This window comes from Sphingomonas sp. EC-HK361 (genome assembly GCF_902498785.1).
Taxonomy (GTDB): domain Bacteria; phylum Pseudomonadota; class Alphaproteobacteria; order Sphingomonadales; family Sphingomonadaceae; genus Sphingomonas.
In genome coordinates this window covers 483,374-500,155 of sequence record NZ_LR701493.1, presented here as the reverse complement: position 1 = coordinate 500,155, position 16,782 = coordinate 483,374, and the positions used below count along the sequence as shown (strand labels likewise).

Sequence of the window (16,782 nt, the reverse complement as noted above, 5' to 3'; positions counted from 1 at the left end):
AGCGCGTCGTCAGCCGGCTGCTGCTGATCTACGCCTTCATATTGCTGTTGATGCCGATAAGTCTGGGGAGCGCGGTCGATCTGCTGCGCTATCTCTGGGGTCTGTTCGGCTGATCCACGCGGGCGGCGGTTCGGTCAGCGCCGATCCGATGATCCACAGCATCGCGCCTGCCCGGATTACCGCAGCGACCGCGAGCATTTTCGGCGTTGCGAGCCCGGCGAAGATCCAGAACTCCGCGAAATAGGCGAGCGCGTCACCAAGCGCGAACCACGCGACCGGCCAGAGCCGCCGGCTCGTCAGGATCGCGAAGGGATACAGCCACAGGTCGAATTGCGGCGAATAGACCTTGCTGGTCAAAAGGAACCACGCGAGGACTGGCGTAAAGAGCAGCCACAACCGGTCGCGGTGGCGCGGCCATCCCGCCGCGACGATGGCCACCGCGCCGGCGGCAAAGGCCGCGAACGACCAGAGGTTGCGCGTGGGCACATCGATCTGCGCCACGCCGAGCATCGACGCCAGCTCCCACACCGACCCCGCCGTCCCGCTGCGTTCGCCCGAGAAGCGGTAGAATTCCGACCAGTTCTGGAACGCACCGATCGCGACCGGCAGGTTGACGACTCCCCATGCCAGAACCGCGACCGCGACGAGCGTGGCTGCGCTGGCGAGGCGCTGCGGCAGCCGCTCGCCCCGCTTGAACAGGGCGCCAAGCCCGAATAGGGGCAGCATGAGCACGGGAAAGAGTTTCGCCGCGGTGCCGAGCGCGGCGAGCGCCGTCGCGGTCGCATCCCGCCCCCGCCGCGCCGCCAGCAGCGCGCCGACCGCGAACGCGACCGCCAGCATGTCCCAATTATGCCCCAGATACAGGACGAGCAGCGGGGAAAGGCTCCACGCAAACTGCCGCGCGCGATCGACGCCGGCGCCGCGCATCATCGCCAGCACGACAAAGGCGAGCACGGCGTTCACCCCGCTGACGATCGTCAGGAAGTCCGCCGCATCCGCGCGCGCACCGCCCAACCGGGTGATCCCGCCCTCGACCCAGATCAGCGCGCCGGTCAGCACCGGATATTCCATCCGCGCCTGAAAATAGGGCGCCTGTCCCGCCGCCACCCCGCGCAACCCCCAGAATGGCACCGCGTCGCTATAGCAGCCGGTGACATACTGGACGTTGCCGACCCAGAAGGCGCCGCAATGCCATTTGAAGAGCCAGCCCGCGAGGCAGGTCAGCGCCAGCAATGCGTAGGGCGCACGGTCGCGCATCAGCCTGTCCATTCCCTCGCCATAATCGAGCGCTTGGCTTTCGGCCACGCCGAACATATAAGGAACGCATGGCGCAGCTCGATGTCCGACAGAAGCTGGAAATCCTTGCCGACGCAGCGAAATACGATGCGTCGTGCGCCTCGTCGGGATCGGTGAAGCGCACCTCGCGCGACGGCAAGGGGCTGGGATCGACCGATGCCGGCATGGGCATCTGCCACGCCTATGCGCCCGATGGCCGTTGCATCAGCCTGCTGAAAATCCTGCTGACGAACAGCTGCATCTTCGACTGCCATTACTGCATCAACCGCAAGAGCTCGAACGTGCGGCGCGCGCGCTTTACCGCGAAGGAAGTCGTCGATCTCACCCTCGCCTTCTACAAGCGCAACTACATCGAGGGGCTGTTTCTGTCCTCGGGCATCATCGGAACGTCCAACTACACGATGGAGCAGATCGGCGAGGTCGCGCGGTCGCTGCGCGAGGATCATGATTTCCGCGGCTATATTCACCTCAAGACGATCCCCGACGCCGATCCGGAGCTGGTGCGGCAGGCGGGACTTCACGCCGATCGCCTGTCGATCAACGTCGAGCTTCCGACCGCCGGCGGATTGAAGCGGCTGGCGCCCGAAAAGGACGGCGCGCGGATCGAGAGTGCGATGGGGGAGACGAAGGCGACGATCGTCGATACCGCCGACGCGCGGAAGAAATACCGCTCCGCGCCGCGTTTCGCACCTGCCGGCCAATCGACCCAGATGATCGTCGGCGCGGATGCGGCGACGGACGGCGATATCGTGACGAAGGCCGCGACTCTCTACGACCGATTCACCTTGAAGCGCGTCTATTATTCGGCGTTCAGCCCGATTCCCGATGCCAGCGCGGTGCTACCGCTCCAGCGCCCGCCGCTGATGCGCGAACACAGGCTCTATCAGTCCGACTGGCTGATGCGCTTCTACGGTTTTGCGCCACGCGAGGTCGTCGCGGCGGCGGACGATGCGACGGGGATGCTGCCGCTCGACATCGATCCCAAGCTCGCCTGGGCGCTGAAATTCCGGGCGTCCTTCCCGATCGATATCAACCGCGCGCCGCGCGAGATGCTGCTGCGCGTCCCGGGGCTTGGCGTGAAAGCGGTGAACGCGATCCTTGGCGCGCGGCGTTGGCGAAGGCTGTCGCTGGCCGATGTGGGGCGCTTGACGGTGTCGGTTGCCAAGATGCGGCCGTTCATCGTCACTAACGACTGGCGACCGGTGGCGCTGACCGACCGCGCCGATCTGAAACCGATGGTGGTGCCGAAGCGCGAGCAGCTCGAACTGTTTGCCGCCTGATTTACGTCAGGCGGGATCAAGCCGGATGAGCCGGCCGCCGCCGCCATCCTCCAGCACCCAGATCGCGCCGTCCGGCCCCTGCTCGACCTCGCGGATGCGCGCGCCGAGGCTGATCCGCCCCGCTTCGCTCGCGGTGGTGCCGCTGACGCGCACCCGGACGATCGCCTGCGCCGCCAGCCCGGCCAGGATGAAGTCGCCGTCCCACCCGCTGAAGCGCGTGCCGCGATATTCGATCATTCCGCCCGGCGCGATCACCGGCGTCCAGCTTGTCAGCGGCGGGGTGTAGGCGGGATTGGTCGCGTGGCGCGGGATCGGCGTGCCGTCGTAATTGTCGCCCTCCGACACGTTGGGCCAGCCGTAATTCTTTCCCCCCGTGATGAGATTGAACTCGTCGCCACCCGCCGGACCCATCTCGCTTTCGAACAGACGGCCGTCGCGGGCGAAGACGAGGCCGTAGGGATTGCGGTGGCCGAGCGTCCAGATTTCCGGCCGCGCGCCTGACGTCGCCGCAAAGGGATTGCCCGCCGGTACCGAGCCGTCAGCATTGAGACGCACGATCTTGCCGAGCGTCCCGCCCATGTCCTGCGCCGGCGCGCCCTGCTGGCGCTCCCCGGTGGAGACGAACAGATGCCCGTCCGGTGAAAAGGCGAGCCGTGCGCCGAGCTGGCCGCCGGTGGTGGCGGGCACCGCGCGCCAGATGACGCTGAGGCTGTCGAGCCGCGGCGCCGAACCGGTGGCCAGCGTGGCACGCGCGACCGCCAGCGCGGATCGACCGCCCGACGCCGGCTCCGCATAGCTCAGGTAAACGACGCGGTTGGTCGCGAACCCGGGATCGAGGATCACGTCCTGGAACCCCAGCTGGCCCGAATAGGTAACGGCCGGCACGCCGGTGACCGGCGTCTTCACGCCCGCCTGGGTGACGAGTTGCAGCCGCCCCGGCTTTTCGGTGACCAGAAGCTGTCCGTCGGGCAGGAACACCATCGCCCAGGGATTGTCGAACGACGCGACGGGTGTGCGGGTCACCGCCGTCGTCGTTGGCGCCGGCGTCGGCGAGGGGGCGGGCGTCGGTGTAGGTGTGGGTGTGGGTGTCGGAGCGGAGCCGATCGTGCCGCCCCCTTCGCCACCGCACGCAGCGACGAGCAGCAGCGCAAGCGGCGTGAGCGCGCGGCGGATCATGACCGCGGCGTCAGCTTGAGAAGCCGCCCCTGTGAGCCCCGCCCGCCATCCTCCAGCAGCCAGATCGCGCCGTCCGGCCCCTGCTCCACCTCGCGGATACGCGCACCCATGTCCCATTGGTCGCCCTTCCTTGCATTGGTGCCGTCAAGATCGATGCGCAAAAGTGCCTTCGACGACAGCCCGCCGACAAAGGCATCGCCCTTCCACTGCGGGAAGAGGTTGCCCGAATAGATCATCAGCCCCGCAGGCGAGATCGACGGGTTCCACCAGACCTTGGGCGGTTCATAGCCGTCGCCGGCGCGGTGATCGGGGATGTCGGTGTCGTCGTAATTGCTGCCGTTCGATGCCCTGGGCCAGCCATAGTTCAGCCCGGGCTTGATGAGATTGATCTCGTCGCCGCCCTTCGGCCCCATTTCCTGCTCCCACAGATTGCCCGCCGAATCGAACGCGATGCCGAGCAGGTTGCGGTGGCCGTAGGACCAGATGGCGGGATCGAAGCCCTTCGCGGCAAGCGGGTTGCCGGGCGCCGGCTTGCCGTCGAGCGTCAGCCGCAGCACCTTGCCCAGCGTGACCTTGGGGTCCTGCGCAGGCGTGAATTTCTGCCGCTCGCCATTGGTGAAGAACAGATATTTGCCGTCCGGCGAGAAAGCGATCCTGCCGGAATAATGCCCGTCTCCGTCCACGAGCGGATGCGCGCGGAACAGTGTTTCGATGCCGGACAGCCGCGCGACCGGCGGACACGGCGCCTTGATGCACTGGACCTGCCTTTCCTCCAGCACCCCGCGCGCCAGGACGACACCCTTGCCGCCCTCGCCGGCCGCGGCATAGCTGAAATACACGCGCTTCGACGTCGCGAAATCAGGCGCGAGGACGACGTCCATCAACGCGCCCTGTCCGGCCGAATCGACGGGAATCGTCGCGATCGTCTGTCGCTGCGTGCCGTCGGCGGAGACGAGCAGCATCTGACCCGCCTTTTCGGTGACGAGCATGCGCGCGTCGGGCAGGAAGGTCATCGCCCAGGGCGCCTCGAAATCCGCGATGACGCTGGTCGCGAACGGCCGCTGGTCCGCCCTGTCCGCCTGCGCCACCAGTCCGTCTTCGCTGGGTGCTGGGGCCGGGGACTCGGCCATGGTGCCGCTGCTCGAACAGGCGACGAGGATGATCGGCAGGGCGGCAAGGATCGAAGAACGCATCACTATCTCCCGGTCGTGACAACGGCATGAACGTATCGGCGCCGCAATGGATGCGGCAAGCGCTTGTGCGATCGGGGCGTCGGCGCTATAGCGCTCTCGCATCTCTTACATCGCCAGGTGAAGGAGGCTGCGGGGCCCGGCTCCGCGGCGGCAAGAAACGCATGTCCGAAAGGTGCCCGTGGCCGATATCGCCAAGCTGACCGACCTGATCGAGCCCGAGGCGCGCGCGCTGGGCTTCGACCTGGTGCGCGTGAAGCTGTTCGGGCGCGGCGACGAGCGCACGCTGCAAATCATGGCGGAGCGCCCCGATACCCGCCAGCTGACGATCGACGACTGCGCCGACCTGTCGCGCCGGGTGTCCGACAGGCTCGACGCGCTGGAGGCGGAAGACCGTGACCCGATCGAGGACGCCTACCGGCTTGAGGTGTCGAGCCCCGGCATCGACCGGCCGCTGACCCGGCTGAAGGACTTTACCGACTGGGCGGGGCACGAGGCGCGGATCACGCTCGTCGAGAAGCTGGGTGGACAGCGGACGTTCAAGGGCGATCTCGCCGGCGTTGACGAGAAGGGCGGCGTCGTGATGCTCCGCTCCGCGGCCGGCGCGACCTTCATGCTGCCGTTCGCGCGGATCGAGGAGGCGAAGCTCGTCTTCACTGACCGGCTGCTCGCCGCCACCGCGCCGCTCTCGGCCGAGGGCGCCGACGAATTCGAAGACATAGACGAAGACACAGGCGACGCGTCCGACGCGGCGCAAGCAGAGGAAACGAACTGATGGCCACGGCGACTTCCGGCGTTACCGCGAACCGCGCGGAACTGATCGCGATCGCGAATTCGGTCGCGAGCGAGAAGATGATCGACAAGGCGATCGTCATCGAGGCGATGGAGGACGCGATCCAGCGCGCTGCGCGCACCCGCTACGGCCAGGAAATGGATATCCGCGCCAAGCTCGACGCGAATAACGGCGACCTGCGCCTGTGGCGCGTCGTCGAGGTCGTCGAGCTGGTCGACGACATCTACAAGCAGGTGGACGTGAAAGGCGCGCAGAAGCTGCAGGCGGGCGCAGTCGTCGGCGACTTCCTCGTCGATCCGCTGCCCCCGATCGAGTTCGGCCGCATCCAGGCACAGGCGGCGAAGCAGACGATCTTCCAGAAAGTCCGCGATGCCGAGCGCGAGCGCCAGTTCGAGGAGTTCAAGGACCGTGCCGGCGAGATCATCACCGGCGTCGTCAAGCGGGTCGAGTTCGGCCATATCGTCGTTGATCTCGGCCGCGCGGAAGGCGTCATCCGCCGCGACCAGCAGATTCCCCGCGAAGTCGTGCGCGTCAACGACCGCATCCGCAGCCTGATCTTCAGCGTGCGCCGCGAGAACCGCGGCCCGCAGATCTTCCTCAGCCGCGCGCATCCCGACTTCATGAAGAAACTGTTCGCGCAGGAAGTCCCCGAGATCTACGACGGCATCATCGAGATCAAGGCCGCGGCGCGCGACCCCGGCAGCCGCGCCAAGATCGGCGTCATCTCGCACGACAGCAGCATCGATCCGGTCGGCGCGTGCGTCGGCATGAAGGGCAGCCGCGTGCAGGCCGTCGTGCAGGAAATGCAGGGCGAGAAGATCGACATCATTCCGTGGTCGCCCGATACCGCGACCTTCGTGGTGAACGCGCTCCAGCCCGCGAACGTCAGCCGCGTCGTCATCGACGAGGAAGAGGACCGGATCGAGGTCGTCGTTCCCGACGATCAGTTGTCGCTCGCGATCGGGCGGCGTGGGCAGAACGTCCGTCTCGCCTCGCAGTTGACCGCAAAGGCGATCGACATCCTGACCGAGGCCGATGCGTCGGAGAAGCGCCAGAAGGAATTCACCGAGCGCACCGAGATGTTCCAGACCGAGCTGGACGTCGACGAGACGCTGGCGCAGCTGCTGGTCGCCGAAGGCTTCGGCGCGCTGGAAGAGGTCGCCTATGTCGAGCTCGACGAGCTGGCCGGGATCGAGGGCTTCGACGAAGACCTCGCGCAGGAGTTGCAGAGCCGCGCGCAGGAAGCGCTCGAACGCCGCGAACAGGCCGCCCGCGAGGAGCGCACGGCCCTAGGCGTCGAGGATGCGCTCGCGGACCTGCCGTATATGACCGAGGCGATGCTGGTCACGCTCGGCAAGGCGGGTATCAAGACGCTCGACGACCTCGCCGATCTGGCGACCGACGAGCTGATCGAGAAGAAGCGCATCGAGCCGCGCCGCCGCAGCGAGGATGCCCCCAAGCGCCCCGAGCACAAGGGCGGCGTTCTGCAGGAATACGGCCTGACCGAGGAGCAGGGCAACGAGATGATCATGGCCGCCCGCGCGCACTGGTTCGAGGACGAGCCGGCGGCGGCAACCGCTGACGCGGAGGGCGAGGAGGCCTGATGCCGTTCGTCTCGATCAGGATTTCGGGCACCGCCACCAAGGCGCAAAAGGCGGGGATCGTGGCAGACGTCACGGCCTCGCTGGTCGCGCGGCTGGGCAAGAACCCGGCGGCGGTGCAGATCGTGATCGAGGAAGTCTCGACGGAAAATTACGGCGCCGGCGGCATCCTGATCGCCGACCGCGGCGCGAACCCGCCCGCCCCGGTCCCTGCCACCGAACCCCGGGGAGACGCGCATGCGGTCCCGGGACAATGAGCCGGTAGAAGGCCCCGAACGCTCCTGCATCCTGACCCGCGAGCGGAGCGGGCAGGATCGACTTGTACGGCTGGCGCTGGCGCCCGACGGGCAGGTGCTGCCCGACGTGCGCGCCAGGGCGCCGGGGCGGGGCGCGTGGATCGGGGTGGACCGTGCCGCGCTCGAGTCGGCGCTGGCGAAGGGCAAGCTTCGCGGCGCCCTGGCGCGCGCGTTCAAGGCCAATGATTTCGCGCTGCCCGACGATCTGCCCGCCAGGATCGCCGCCGCGCTGGAACGCAACGCACTCGACCGGCTCGGGCTGGAATCGCGATCGGGCAATCTGCTGACCGGGTCCGACCGGATCGAGGACGCGGCGCGCAGCGGCAAGCTTCATGCGCTTTACCACGCGGCCGATGCCGCCGCCGATGGTGCGCGCAAGCTTGCCCAGGCGTGGCGGGTCGGCAGCGACCGCGAAGGCAGCGACCTGAAGGGGTTGGCGTTGCCAGCCTCGCGCACCATATTGGCGATGGCGCTGGGCCGCGAAAATGTGGTACATATCGGCGTTACAGACCGTCTGGCGGCCATGCGATTGGGCGACGCGCTCGATCGGTGGCTGCACTTTATCGGATCCGACCTGAAGCACGCACCTTGCGAAACGGCCTCGCAAGGCGCATCGGCGACCGGCATTGCCGCCGCCCAGGCCACCGAGCTCAGGCCGACGATAGCCCAAGAGGATTTTGAGTGAGCGAGACCGAAAACGACAAGCCGAAGCTCGGAATGCGTGCGCCCCTGGGGCTGAAGCGCACGGTCGAGACCGGCAAGGTGAAGCAGAGCTTCAGCCACGGCCGTTCGAACACGGTGGTGGTCGAGGTGAAGCGTCGCCGCGTGCTCGGGCCGCAGGGCGGTGCGCCCGAGGCAGCGCCGGCCGTGGCGGAGCCTGCGCCCGCCCCCGCCGCCGAGGCGCCTGTCGAGCGCACCGCCGCGCCGCGCGCGACACCGTCCGATGCGGCGCTGACTCCGCAGGAGCGCCAGGCCAGGCTGCTGCGCGAAGCCGAAGAGCAGCGCATGCACGCGCAGGAAGATGCACGGCGCCGCGAGGAAGCCGATCGCCAGCGCGCGGCCGAAGAGGAGGCACGCCGCGCCGAGGAACGCGCAAGCAAGCCCGAAACCGCGCCACAGCCGGCGCCTGCTGCAGTCGATCGCCAGCCGGCCGTAACCGAGTCGGCACCGGTGGAAGCCGCGCCGCCCGCATCGACGGCAGACGCGCCCGCCAGGGTCGCAGCGAAAGCAGCTCCCGTCGAGGCGCCGGCACCCGCCGCACCGCCGCCGATCGTCGAACTCGCCCGCGATCCGGCGATGCCCGCGCCGCGCCGCTTCTCGCCGGTCGCGCGTCCCGACATTCCCAGGCCGCAACCCAAGCCGGTCGAAAAGGCCGCCCCTGCTCCGGCAGCGGCGGCAAGCGCGTCCGCACCAGGCACGCGTGCGCTTCCCAGCGGCCAGGCGACGCCGCGCCGCACCGACACGCCCGCCCGTCCGCAGCAGCGTGACCGCAAGGGTGACGAGCGGCGTGGCGGCAAGCTGACCGTCAACCGCGCGCTCAACGAGGACGGCGGCGCCCGTGCGCGCAGCCTCGCCGCGCTCAAGCGCGCGCGCGAAAAGGAAAAGCGCGGCTTTGGCGGCCCGCGTGAACCGCAGGCCAAGCAGGTCCGCGACGTGCAGGTGCCTGAGGCCATCACCGTCCAGGAGCTCGCCAACCGCATGGCGGAACGCGGCGCCGATCTGGTCAAGACGCTGTTCAAGATGGGCATGCCCGTCACGATGACGCAGACGATCGATCAGGACACCGCCGAGCTGCTGGTGACCGAGTTCGGCCACAACATCGTCCGCGTCTCCGATTCGGACATCGACCTCGCGCTCGACACGACCGAAGATTCGGCCGATCAGCTCCAGCCGCGTGCGCCTGTGGTCACGATCATGGGCCATGTCGATCACGGCAAAACGAGCCTGCTCGACGCGCTGCGCGGCACCGACGTGGTGAAGGGCGAGGCCGGCGGCATCACCCAGCATATCGGCGCCTATCAGGTCACGCTGAAGGACAAGTCGAAGGTCACCTTCCTCGACACGCCGGGCCACGAGGCGTTCACGCAGATGCGTGCGCGAGGGGCCGACGTCACCGATATCGTCGTGCTGGTCGTCGCTGCCGATGACGGGCTGATGCCGCAGACGATCGAGGCGATCAACCATACCAAGGCGGCGGGCGTCCCGATGATCGTCGCGATCAACAAGGTCGACAAGGACGGCGCGAACCCGCAGCGGGTGCGCGAGCGCCTGCTCGAGCATGAGGTGATCGTCGAGGACATGGGCGGCGAGGTTCAGGACGTGGAGGTGTCGGCGCTCAAGAAGACCGGGCTCGACACGCTGATCGAAAAGATCCAGCTCCAGGCCGAACTGCTCGAGCTGAAGGCGAACCCCGATCGCGATGCCGAAGGCACGGTGATCGAAGCGAAGCTCGACAAGGGGCGCGGGCCCGTCGCGACGATCCTCGTCAACCGCGGCACGCTGAAGGTCGGCGACATCTTCGTCGTCGGCGCGGAAAGCGGCAAGGTCCGCGCGATCGTCGATGACAAGGGGCGCCAGCTGAAGGAAGCAGGCCCGTCGATGCCGGTCGAGATCCTCGGCATTTCGGGCACGCCGTCGGCGGGCGATGCGCTCCAGGTCGTCGAAACCGAAGCGCGCGCACGCGAGGTTGCCGATTACCGTCAGGGCGTGCTCACCCAGAAGCGCACGACTACGGCGCCGGCGAGCCTGGAGACGATGTTCTCCGCGCTGAAGGCCAACCAGGCGATCGAATATCCGCTCGTCGTCAAGGCCGACACGCAAGGCACGGTGGAGGCGATCGTCGCGTCGATCAACAAGATCTCGACCGACGACATCAAGGCGCGGGTGCTGCATTCGGGCGTCGGCGGCATCACCGAAAGCGACGTGACGCTCGCGGGCGCATCGGGCGCGCCGATCATCGGGTTCAATGTCCGTGCCAACGCGAAGGCGCGCGAGATCGCCGAACGGCAGAAGGTGGCGCTGAAATATTACGACGTGATCTACGACCTGATCGACGAGATCCGCGCCGGCATGGCGGGCGAGCTCGGCCCCGAGGCGTTCGAGACGGTCGTCGGCCGCGCCGAAATCCGCGAGGTGTTCTCCGCCGGCAAGCATGGCAAGGCGGCAGGTCTGCTCGTCACCGACGGCATCATCCGCAAGGCACTCAAGGCGCGTATCACGCGGGCGGACGTCATCATCTACCAGGGCGAGATCGCGAGCCTGCGCCGCTTCAAGGACGATGTGGCGGAAGTGCGCGCAGGGCTGGAATGCGGTGTGACGTTCACGCAGAACTTCACCGACATCAAGGCCGGCGATTATCTCGAAACCTTCGAGGTCGAACTGCGCGAACGCACGCTATAGGGACTTTTCCCTCTCCCATTTGGGAGAGGGAGGGAGCCGCTCGAAGAGCGGCGGAAGGGTGAGGACAGGGATGATGGGCCAAAGCTGCCCTCACCCTCCCACTCGGCTATGCCGAGCGGGCCCCTCCCTCTCCCGCCGGGAGAGGGAACATGAAAACCGAACAACCCGAAAAATCGGTCCGCACGCTGCGCGTCGGCGAGCAGGTGCGTCACATCCTGTCCGAGATCCTCCAGCGCGGCGACGTGCACGACCCGGTGCTGGCCAGCCATATGGTGAGCGTCACCGAAGTGCGCATGTCGCCCGATCTGCGCCACGCCACCGTCTTCGTAAAGCCGCTGCTCGGGCGGGACGAGGAGGCGGTATTGAAGGCGCTCAGGACCAACACCGCCTATCTTCAGCGTGAAGTCGCGCACCGCGTGAAGATGAAATATGCCGCGAAGCTGAAGTTCCTGGCGGACGAGAGCTTCGACGAGGGCAGCCACATCGACACGCTGCTACGCGCGCCGCAGGTCGCGCGGGACCTCGGTGACGGTGATTGACCGCAAACTGGGTAAGACGTATCTTACCGACATGAACGCACGGACCACTATTTCGGCGAAAGGCCAGGTCGTCATCCCCAAGGATGTTCGCGATGCTCTTGGGCTGAAGCCCGGCCAAGCGCTGGATGTCACCCAAACGGCGGGGGGCGTCCTGCTGCGGCCGGTGACCCAAAAAAGTGGCCGGTCGTTCGAAGAGATCACGGACAGTATCCGTGCCCGCATCAAATACGATGGGCCGCCTGTTTCGATCGAAGAGATGAATCTCACGATTCGCGAAGCTTGGGCAGACTCGGCAGGACGGAGTGACCATGCGCGCGATCGACACTAATGTTCTCGCGCGATATCTTCTCAACGATGACAAAAAGCAGTCGGAGTTAGCAGCCGCAACGATAGCCGCAGGCGTATTCGTCCCGGCTACCGTCCTGCTCGAACTCTCTTGGCTTCTGCAATCGCGATATCGCCAGTCACGCGAGGTCGTGGCTGACACACTGGCTGGGATCATCGACCTGCCCTCAGTCACTGTGGCCGACGCGCCTCTTATGCGATGGGTGCTGTCGCGCTACGCAGCCGGAGCGGATATCGCGGACATGATCCATCTCGCGTCCTCGACGTCGACGGTCGGCTTCGCGACATTCGATCGTGCGGTGGTGGGCGATGCCGGCCCGGGCGCGCCGGTGCCGGTCGAGACGCTCGACTGATGGCCAAGCTCTATTTCTACTACGCCTCGATGAACGCCGGGAAATCGACCAACCTGCTCCAGGCCGATTTCAATTACCGTGAGCGCGGCATGGCGACGATGCTGTTCACCGCAGCGATCGACGACCGGTTCGAAAGCGGGACGATCGCGTCGCGGATCGGGCTGTCGGCGCCGGCGACGATGTTCGACGCCGCGACCGATATCGCCGCCGCGGTCGCCGCGCGCCATGCCGACACATCGCTTGCGTGCGTGCTCGTGGACGAGGCGCAGTTCCTGAGCGAGGCGCAGGTCGACCAGCTGGCGGCGATCGCCGATAGCGGGGGCATTCCGGTGCTCGCTTACGGCCTGCGCACCGATTTCCAGGGACAGCTCTTTCCCGGCTCGGCACGGCTGCTTGCGCTCGGCGACGCGCTGATCGAGATCAAGTCGGTGTGCCAGTGCGGGCGCAAGGCGACGATGAACCTGCGCGTCGACGGCACCGGCCGCCCGATCGCCAAGGGCGCGCAGACCGAGATCGGCGGCAACGACCGCTACGTTGCGTTGTGTCGCCGCCATTTCGTCGAAGCACTGAACGGCTGACGCGCGTGCACGGCTGGATCATCCTAGACAAGCCGCTGGGGCTTGCCTCGACGCAGGGCGTGAGCGCGGTGAAGCGCGCGCTGCGGCAGGGCGGATATGGCAAGTGGAAGGTCGGCCATGGCGGGACGCTCGATCCGCTGGCGACCGGTGTCCTCCCGATCGCGATCGGCGAGGCGACGAAGCTCGCGGGGCGGATGCTCGATAGCGACAAGGTCTATGATTTCACCATTCGCTTCGGAGAGCAGACCGATACGCTGGATGCCGAGGGCGCGGTGATCGCGACGAGTGATGTTCGGCCCTCTATGCGAGCGCTGGAAGCGGTTCTCCCGCGCTTCACCGGTTCGATCGAACAGGTGCCGCCGGCCTATTCGGCGCTGAAGGTAGATGGCGCGCGGGCGTATGATCTCGCACGGGCGGGTGAAGAGGTCATGCTCGCGACGCGCAGCGTGACGATACATAGTCTCTGCTCCTCCCCTGGAAGGGGAGGTGGCGCGCAAAGCGCGACGGAGGGGTGTCCCCCTATCGATAGCGGGATACCCCACCACCAGCCTGCGGCTGGTCTCCCTCCCCGTGCCGGGGAGGAACTAGAGGAAATCACCCTTACCGCGCATGTCTCCAAGGGGACCTATATCCGCAGCCTCGCGCGCGACATCGCGCTGGCGCTCGGCACGGTGGGACATGTCACCATGCTTCGCCGCACCAGGGCCGGGGCGTTCGGGTTCGATTCGGCGATATCGCTGGACAAACTGGACGAACACGCTAAGGCGCGCACCCTTGAACAGATACTTCTGCCATTGAGGGCGGGGCTGGACGACATCCCGGCTTTCCCCCTCACCCCCGACCAGGCAGGAGCGCTCCGACAGGGGCGTGTGCTGGCCGGGATCGCCACAGACGATGGCCTTGCCTTTGCGATGCTGGACGACGTTCCGGTCGCGCTGGTCGAGGTGGAGGGCGGCAACGCCCGCGTCGTCCGCGGCTTCAACCTGTAAGACGATGTCGAAGGACACGATATGACGATTACCGCAGAACGCCGCCAGGCAGTCATCAAGGATCATGCGCGCGCCGAGGGCGACACCGGGTCTCCCGAAGTCCAGGTCGCGATCCTGACCGAGCGGATCAAGAATCTGACCGAGCATTTCAAGGGTCACAAGAAGGACAACCATTCGCGCCGCGGGCTGCTGATGATGGTCAACAAGCGGCGCTCGCTGCTCGACTATCTCCGCCACAAGGACGGGGATCGGTATCTCGCCCTCATCGCGAAGCTCGGTCTTCGGAAATAATTCGGGGGCGGCCTGCGGGTCGCCCTTTTCGCATCATGTACCCCGGCGAAGGCCGGGGTCCAGACTGGGCTCCCGCCTTCGCGGGAGCACATGCAACGCCAGACCACAATTCGGTGCTCTGGCAGGAGCCGATACTGGCTCACTCATAGGCCCCACGCGCATCGGGCGCGTGGCGTAAAGGAAAAAACATGTTCGATACCAAGAAGGTAAGCATCGAGTGGGGCGGAAAGACCCTCACCCTCGAAACGGGCCGCGTTGCCCGCCAGGCCGATGGCGCAGTGCTCGCGACGCTCGGCGAAACCGTCGTGCTGTGCGCCGTCACCGCTGCACGCTCGGTCAAGGAAGGGCAGGATTTCTTCCCGCTCACCGTCCATTATCAGGAAAAGTTCTCCGCCAGCGGCCGCATCCCCGGCGGCTTCTTCAAGCGTGAGCGCGGCGCGACCGAAAAGGAAACGCTGACCAGCCGTCTCATCGACCGTCCGATCCGCCCGCTTTTCCCGGAAGGCTTCTACAACGAGATCAACGTCATCGCCCAGGTGCTGAGCTATGACGGCGAGAACGAGCCGGACATTCTCGCGATGGTCGCGGCCTCGGCGGCGCTGACCATTTCGGGCGTGCCGTTCATGGGCCCGATCGGGGCTGCGCGCGTCGGCTACGTCGATGGCGAGTACATCCTGAACCCGACGACCGAGCAGGCGAAGGACGGCGATCTCGACCTGGTCGTCGCCGCGACCGGCAACGCGGTGATGATGGTCGAATCCGAAGCCAAGGAGCTTTCCGAAGAGGTCATGCTGGGCGCGGTCCAGTTCGCCCACAACGCCTGCCGCGCGGCGTGCAACGCGATCATCGATCTGGCCGAGCAGGCCGCCAAGGACCCGTGGGAAATGGCTCCGCAGGCCGACCTTTCGGCTGCCAAGGACAAGCTGAAGAAGCTGGTCGGCAAGGACATCGCGGCTGCCTACAAGGTGACCGACAAGTCCAAGCGTTCGGGCCTGCTCAACGAGGCGCGCGCCAAGGGCAAGGCAGCGTTCGCCGAGGCCACCCCGCAGGACCAGATGGCCGCGGGCAAGCTGATGAAGAAGCTGGAGGCGGAAATCGTCCGCGGCGCCATCCTGAAGGACGGCACCCGCATCGACGGCCGCACCACCACGCAGATCCGTCCGATCGAGGCGATGGTGCACTTCCTGCCGCGCGCACACGGCTCGGCGCTGTTCACCCGCGGCGAGACGCAGTCGATCTGCACGACGACGCTCGGCACGCGCGACAGCGAGCAGATGATCGACGGGCTGACCGGCCTCTCCTACGAGCATTTCATGCTGCACTATAACTTCCCGCCCTATTCGGTCGGTGAAGTCGGCCGCTTCGGTGCGCCGGGGCGTCGCGAAGTCGGCCACGGCAAGCTCGCCTGGCGCGCGCTGCACCCGGTGCTGCCATCGAAGGAGGAGTTTCCCTACACGATCCGCGTTCTCTCCGACATCACCGAGTCGAACGGTTCGTCGTCGATGGCGACGGTGTGCGGCGGGTCGCTGTCGATGATGGACGCGGGCGTGCCGCTGAAGCGTCCGGTTTCGGGCATCGCGATGGGCCTGATCCTCGAGGGCAAGGACTTTGCGGTCCTTTCCGACATCCTCGGCGACGAGGATCACCTCGGCGACATGGACTTCAAGGTTGCGGGCACGTCCGAAGGCATCACGACGATGCAGATGGACATCAAGATCGCCGGCATCACCGAGGAGATCATGAAGACCGCGCTCGATCAGGCGAAGGAAGGCCGCGCGCACATCCTGGGCGAGATGGCCAAGGCGCTCGACCACACGCGTGAAGAGCTGTCGGCGCACGCACCGCGCATCGAGACCTTCTCGATCGACAAGTCGAAGATCCGCGAAGTCATCGGCACCGGCGGCAAGGTCATCCGCGAAATCGTCGCGACGACCGGTGCCAAGGTCGATATCGACGACGAGGGGGTCATCAAGGTCTCGTCGAGCGATCCGTCGCAGATCGAAGCGGCGGTCAAGTGGATCAAGGGGCTCGTCGAGGAAGCGGAAGTCGGCAAGATCTATGACGGCAAGGTCGTCAATCTCGTCGATTTCGGCGCGTTCGTGAACTTCATGGGCGGCAAGGACGGGCTCGTCCACGTCTCGGAGATCAAGAACGAGCGGGTCGAGAAGGTTTCCGACGTCCTGTCCGAGGGCCAGGAAGTGAAGGTCAAGGTCCTCGAGATCGACCAGCGCGGCAAGGTGCGCCTGTCGATGCGCGTCGTCGATCAGGACACCGGCGCCGAGCTGGAGGACACGCGTCCGCCGCGCGAGGGTGGCGATCGCGGCCCGCGCGGTGATCGTGGTCCGCGTCGTGATGGCAGCGGTCGTGATGGCGGTGGCCGCGGCCCGCGCCGTGACGGCGATCGTGGCCCGCGTCGCGAAGGCGGCGAGCGCTCGGATCGCGGTCCGCGCCGCGAGCGTTCGGAAGGCGGCAACGACGCCAATGACGATCGGGGCCCCGCGCCGGAGTTCGCGCCAGCCTTCCTGACGGGCGACCGCGACTAGGATCGGAATAAACCCAAATCCGTTCGCACTGAGCTTGTCGAAGTGCCGTTCTTCTTTCGGATAGCGGTAGAACACTGCTTCGACAGGCTCAGCACAAACGGAATTGGGAGATT

The 16,782-nt window shown here is 66.7% G+C and carries 16 protein-coding genes; 13 read left to right on the top strand and 3 right to left on the bottom strand.

Annotated elements, in window-relative coordinates; translation table 11 throughout:
* Positions 1-36 precede the first annotated feature (36 nt).
* A complete protein-coding gene (locus BOS5A_RS03845; RefSeq protein ID WP_234419189.1) occupies positions 37-1,305 on the bottom strand; it encodes a hypothetical protein in 1,269 nt (422 codons plus the stop codon).
* Between the two features lie 20 nt (positions 1,306-1,325).
* Here BOS5A_RS03845 and BOS5A_RS03840 point away from each other — a divergent pair, with 20 nt between their 5' ends.
* A complete protein-coding gene (locus tag BOS5A_RS03840; protein ID WP_151953874.1) occupies positions 1,326-2,576 on the top strand; it encodes a putative DNA modification/repair radical SAM protein in 1,251 nt (416 codons plus the stop codon).
* A gap of 6 nt (positions 2,577-2,582) precedes the next feature.
* Here the strand turns inward: BOS5A_RS03840 and BOS5A_RS03835 are convergent, their stop codons facing one another.
* Together BOS5A_RS03835 and BOS5A_RS03830 are read right to left on the bottom strand one after the other, a co-directional pair.
* On the bottom strand, positions 2,583-3,752 hold the full coding sequence (locus tag BOS5A_RS03835; protein WP_151953873.1) for a PQQ-dependent sugar dehydrogenase: 1,170 nt from the start codon (positions 3,750-3,752) through the stop codon (positions 2,583-2,585).
* Entirely contained in the window at positions 3,749-4,945 is a 1,197-nt protein-coding gene (locus tag BOS5A_RS03830; protein WP_151953872.1) for a PQQ-dependent sugar dehydrogenase, read from the bottom strand. Before BOS5A_RS03830 ends, BOS5A_RS03835 begins: the two co-directional genes overlap by 4 nt.
* Positions 4,946-5,123: 178 nt before the next feature.
* Between BOS5A_RS03830 and rimP the strand changes: the two genes are divergently transcribed.
* The 12 genes from rimP to pnp all read left to right on the top strand — a co-directional run bounded on the left by rimP (position 5,124) and on the right by pnp (position 16,669).
* A complete protein-coding gene (gene rimP / locus BOS5A_RS03825) occupies positions 5,124-5,717 on the top strand; it encodes a ribosome maturation protein RimP (protein ID WP_151953871.1) in 594 nt (197 codons plus the stop codon).
* A complete protein-coding gene (gene nusA / locus BOS5A_RS03820; RefSeq protein ID WP_151953870.1) occupies positions 5,717-7,339 on the top strand; it encodes a transcription termination factor NusA in 1,623 nt (540 codons plus the stop codon). The genes rimP and nusA overlap by 1 nt, the downstream gene beginning before the upstream one ends.
* Positions 7,339-7,593, top strand: coding sequence for a tautomerase family protein (locus tag BOS5A_RS03815; protein WP_151953869.1), 255 nt, complete (start codon positions 7,339-7,341; stop codon positions 7,591-7,593). Before nusA ends, BOS5A_RS03815 begins: the two co-directional genes overlap by 1 nt.
* Positions 7,574-8,317: a DUF448 domain-containing protein gene (locus tag BOS5A_RS03810; protein ID WP_151953868.1), complete on the top strand. Its 744-nt coding sequence runs from the start codon at positions 7,574-7,576 to the stop codon at positions 8,315-8,317. Before BOS5A_RS03815 ends, BOS5A_RS03810 begins: the two co-directional genes overlap by 20 nt.
* On the top strand, positions 8,314-11,031 hold the full coding sequence (gene infB / locus BOS5A_RS03805) for a translation initiation factor IF-2 (RefSeq protein WP_151953867.1): 2,718 nt from the start codon (positions 8,314-8,316) through the stop codon (positions 11,029-11,031). Before BOS5A_RS03810 ends, infB begins: the two co-directional genes overlap by 4 nt.
* Before the next feature lie 149 nt (positions 11,032-11,180).
* Positions 11,181-11,570, top strand: a complete 390-nt coding sequence (rbfA, locus tag BOS5A_RS03800; protein ID WP_151953866.1) for a 30S ribosome-binding factor RbfA — start codon at positions 11,181-11,183, stop codon at positions 11,568-11,570.
* Complete coding sequence (locus BOS5A_RS03795) at positions 11,557-11,898, top strand: AbrB/MazE/SpoVT family DNA-binding domain-containing protein (RefSeq protein ID WP_234419188.1); 342 nt, start codon at positions 11,557-11,559, stop codon at positions 11,896-11,898. The genes rbfA and BOS5A_RS03795 overlap by 14 nt, the downstream gene beginning before the upstream one ends.
* Entirely contained in the window at positions 11,879-12,268 is a 390-nt protein-coding gene (locus tag BOS5A_RS03790) for a type II toxin-antitoxin system VapC family toxin (RefSeq protein WP_151953865.1), read from the top strand. The genes BOS5A_RS03795 and BOS5A_RS03790 overlap by 20 nt, the downstream gene beginning before the upstream one ends.
* On the top strand, positions 12,268-12,846 hold the full coding sequence (locus tag BOS5A_RS03785; protein WP_151953864.1) for a thymidine kinase: 579 nt from the start codon (positions 12,268-12,270) through the stop codon (positions 12,844-12,846). Before BOS5A_RS03790 ends, BOS5A_RS03785 begins: the two co-directional genes overlap by 1 nt.
* Before the next feature lie 5 nt (positions 12,847-12,851).
* A complete protein-coding gene (truB, locus tag BOS5A_RS03780) occupies positions 12,852-13,835 on the top strand; it encodes a tRNA pseudouridine(55) synthase TruB (protein WP_151953863.1) in 984 nt (327 codons plus the stop codon).
* A gap of 21 nt (positions 13,836-13,856) precedes the next feature.
* The gene (rpsO, locus tag BOS5A_RS03775) at positions 13,857-14,126 is read left to right on the top strand and encodes a 30S ribosomal protein S15 (protein ID WP_151953862.1); all 270 of its coding nucleotides are present in this window, start codon (positions 13,857-13,859) and stop codon (positions 14,124-14,126) included.
* A gap of 188 nt (positions 14,127-14,314) precedes the next feature.
* Positions 14,315-16,669 (top strand): polyribonucleotide nucleotidyltransferase, encoded by a 2,355-nt coding sequence (gene pnp, locus BOS5A_RS03770; RefSeq protein WP_151953861.1) that lies wholly within the window; start codon positions 14,315-14,317, stop codon positions 16,667-16,669.
* Positions 16,670-16,782: the final 113 nt, after the last annotated feature.

Bases quoted from the DNA above. Each gene is read 5' to 3' on its own strand.
- BOS5A_RS03830 (WP_151953872.1), bottom strand. From the start codon at position 4,945: ATGCGTTCTTCGATCCTTGCCGCCCTGCCGATCATCCTCGTCGCCTGT.
- rpsO (WP_151953862.1), top strand. From the start codon at position 13,857: ATGACGATTACCGCAGAACGCCGCCAGGCAGTCATCAAGGATCATGCG.
- nusA (WP_151953870.1), top strand. From the start codon at position 5,717: ATGGCCACGGCGACTTCCGGCGTTACCGCGAACCGCGCGGAACTGATC.
- BOS5A_RS03810 (WP_151953868.1), top strand. From the start codon at position 7,574: ATGCGGTCCCGGGACAATGAGCCGGTAGAAGGCCCCGAACGCTCCTGC.
- BOS5A_RS03785 (WP_151953864.1), top strand. From the start codon at position 12,268: ATGGCCAAGCTCTATTTCTACTACGCCTCGATGAACGCCGGGAAATCG.
- rbfA (WP_151953866.1), top strand. From the start codon at position 11,181: ATGAAAACCGAACAACCCGAAAAATCGGTCCGCACGCTGCGCGTCGGC.
- BOS5A_RS03840 (WP_151953874.1), top strand. From the start codon at position 1,326: ATGGCGCAGCTCGATGTCCGACAGAAGCTGGAAATCCTTGCCGACGCA.
- BOS5A_RS03815 (WP_151953869.1), top strand. From the start codon at position 7,339: ATGCCGTTCGTCTCGATCAGGATTTCGGGCACCGCCACCAAGGCGCAA.
- pnp (WP_151953861.1), top strand. From the start codon at position 14,315: ATGTTCGATACCAAGAAGGTAAGCATCGAGTGGGGCGGAAAGACCCTC.
- BOS5A_RS03835 (WP_151953873.1), bottom strand. From the start codon at position 3,752: ATGATCCGCCGCGCGCTCACGCCGCTTGCGCTGCTGCTCGTCGCTGCG.
- BOS5A_RS03790 (WP_151953865.1), top strand. From the start codon at position 11,879: ATGCGCGCGATCGACACTAATGTTCTCGCGCGATATCTTCTCAACGAT.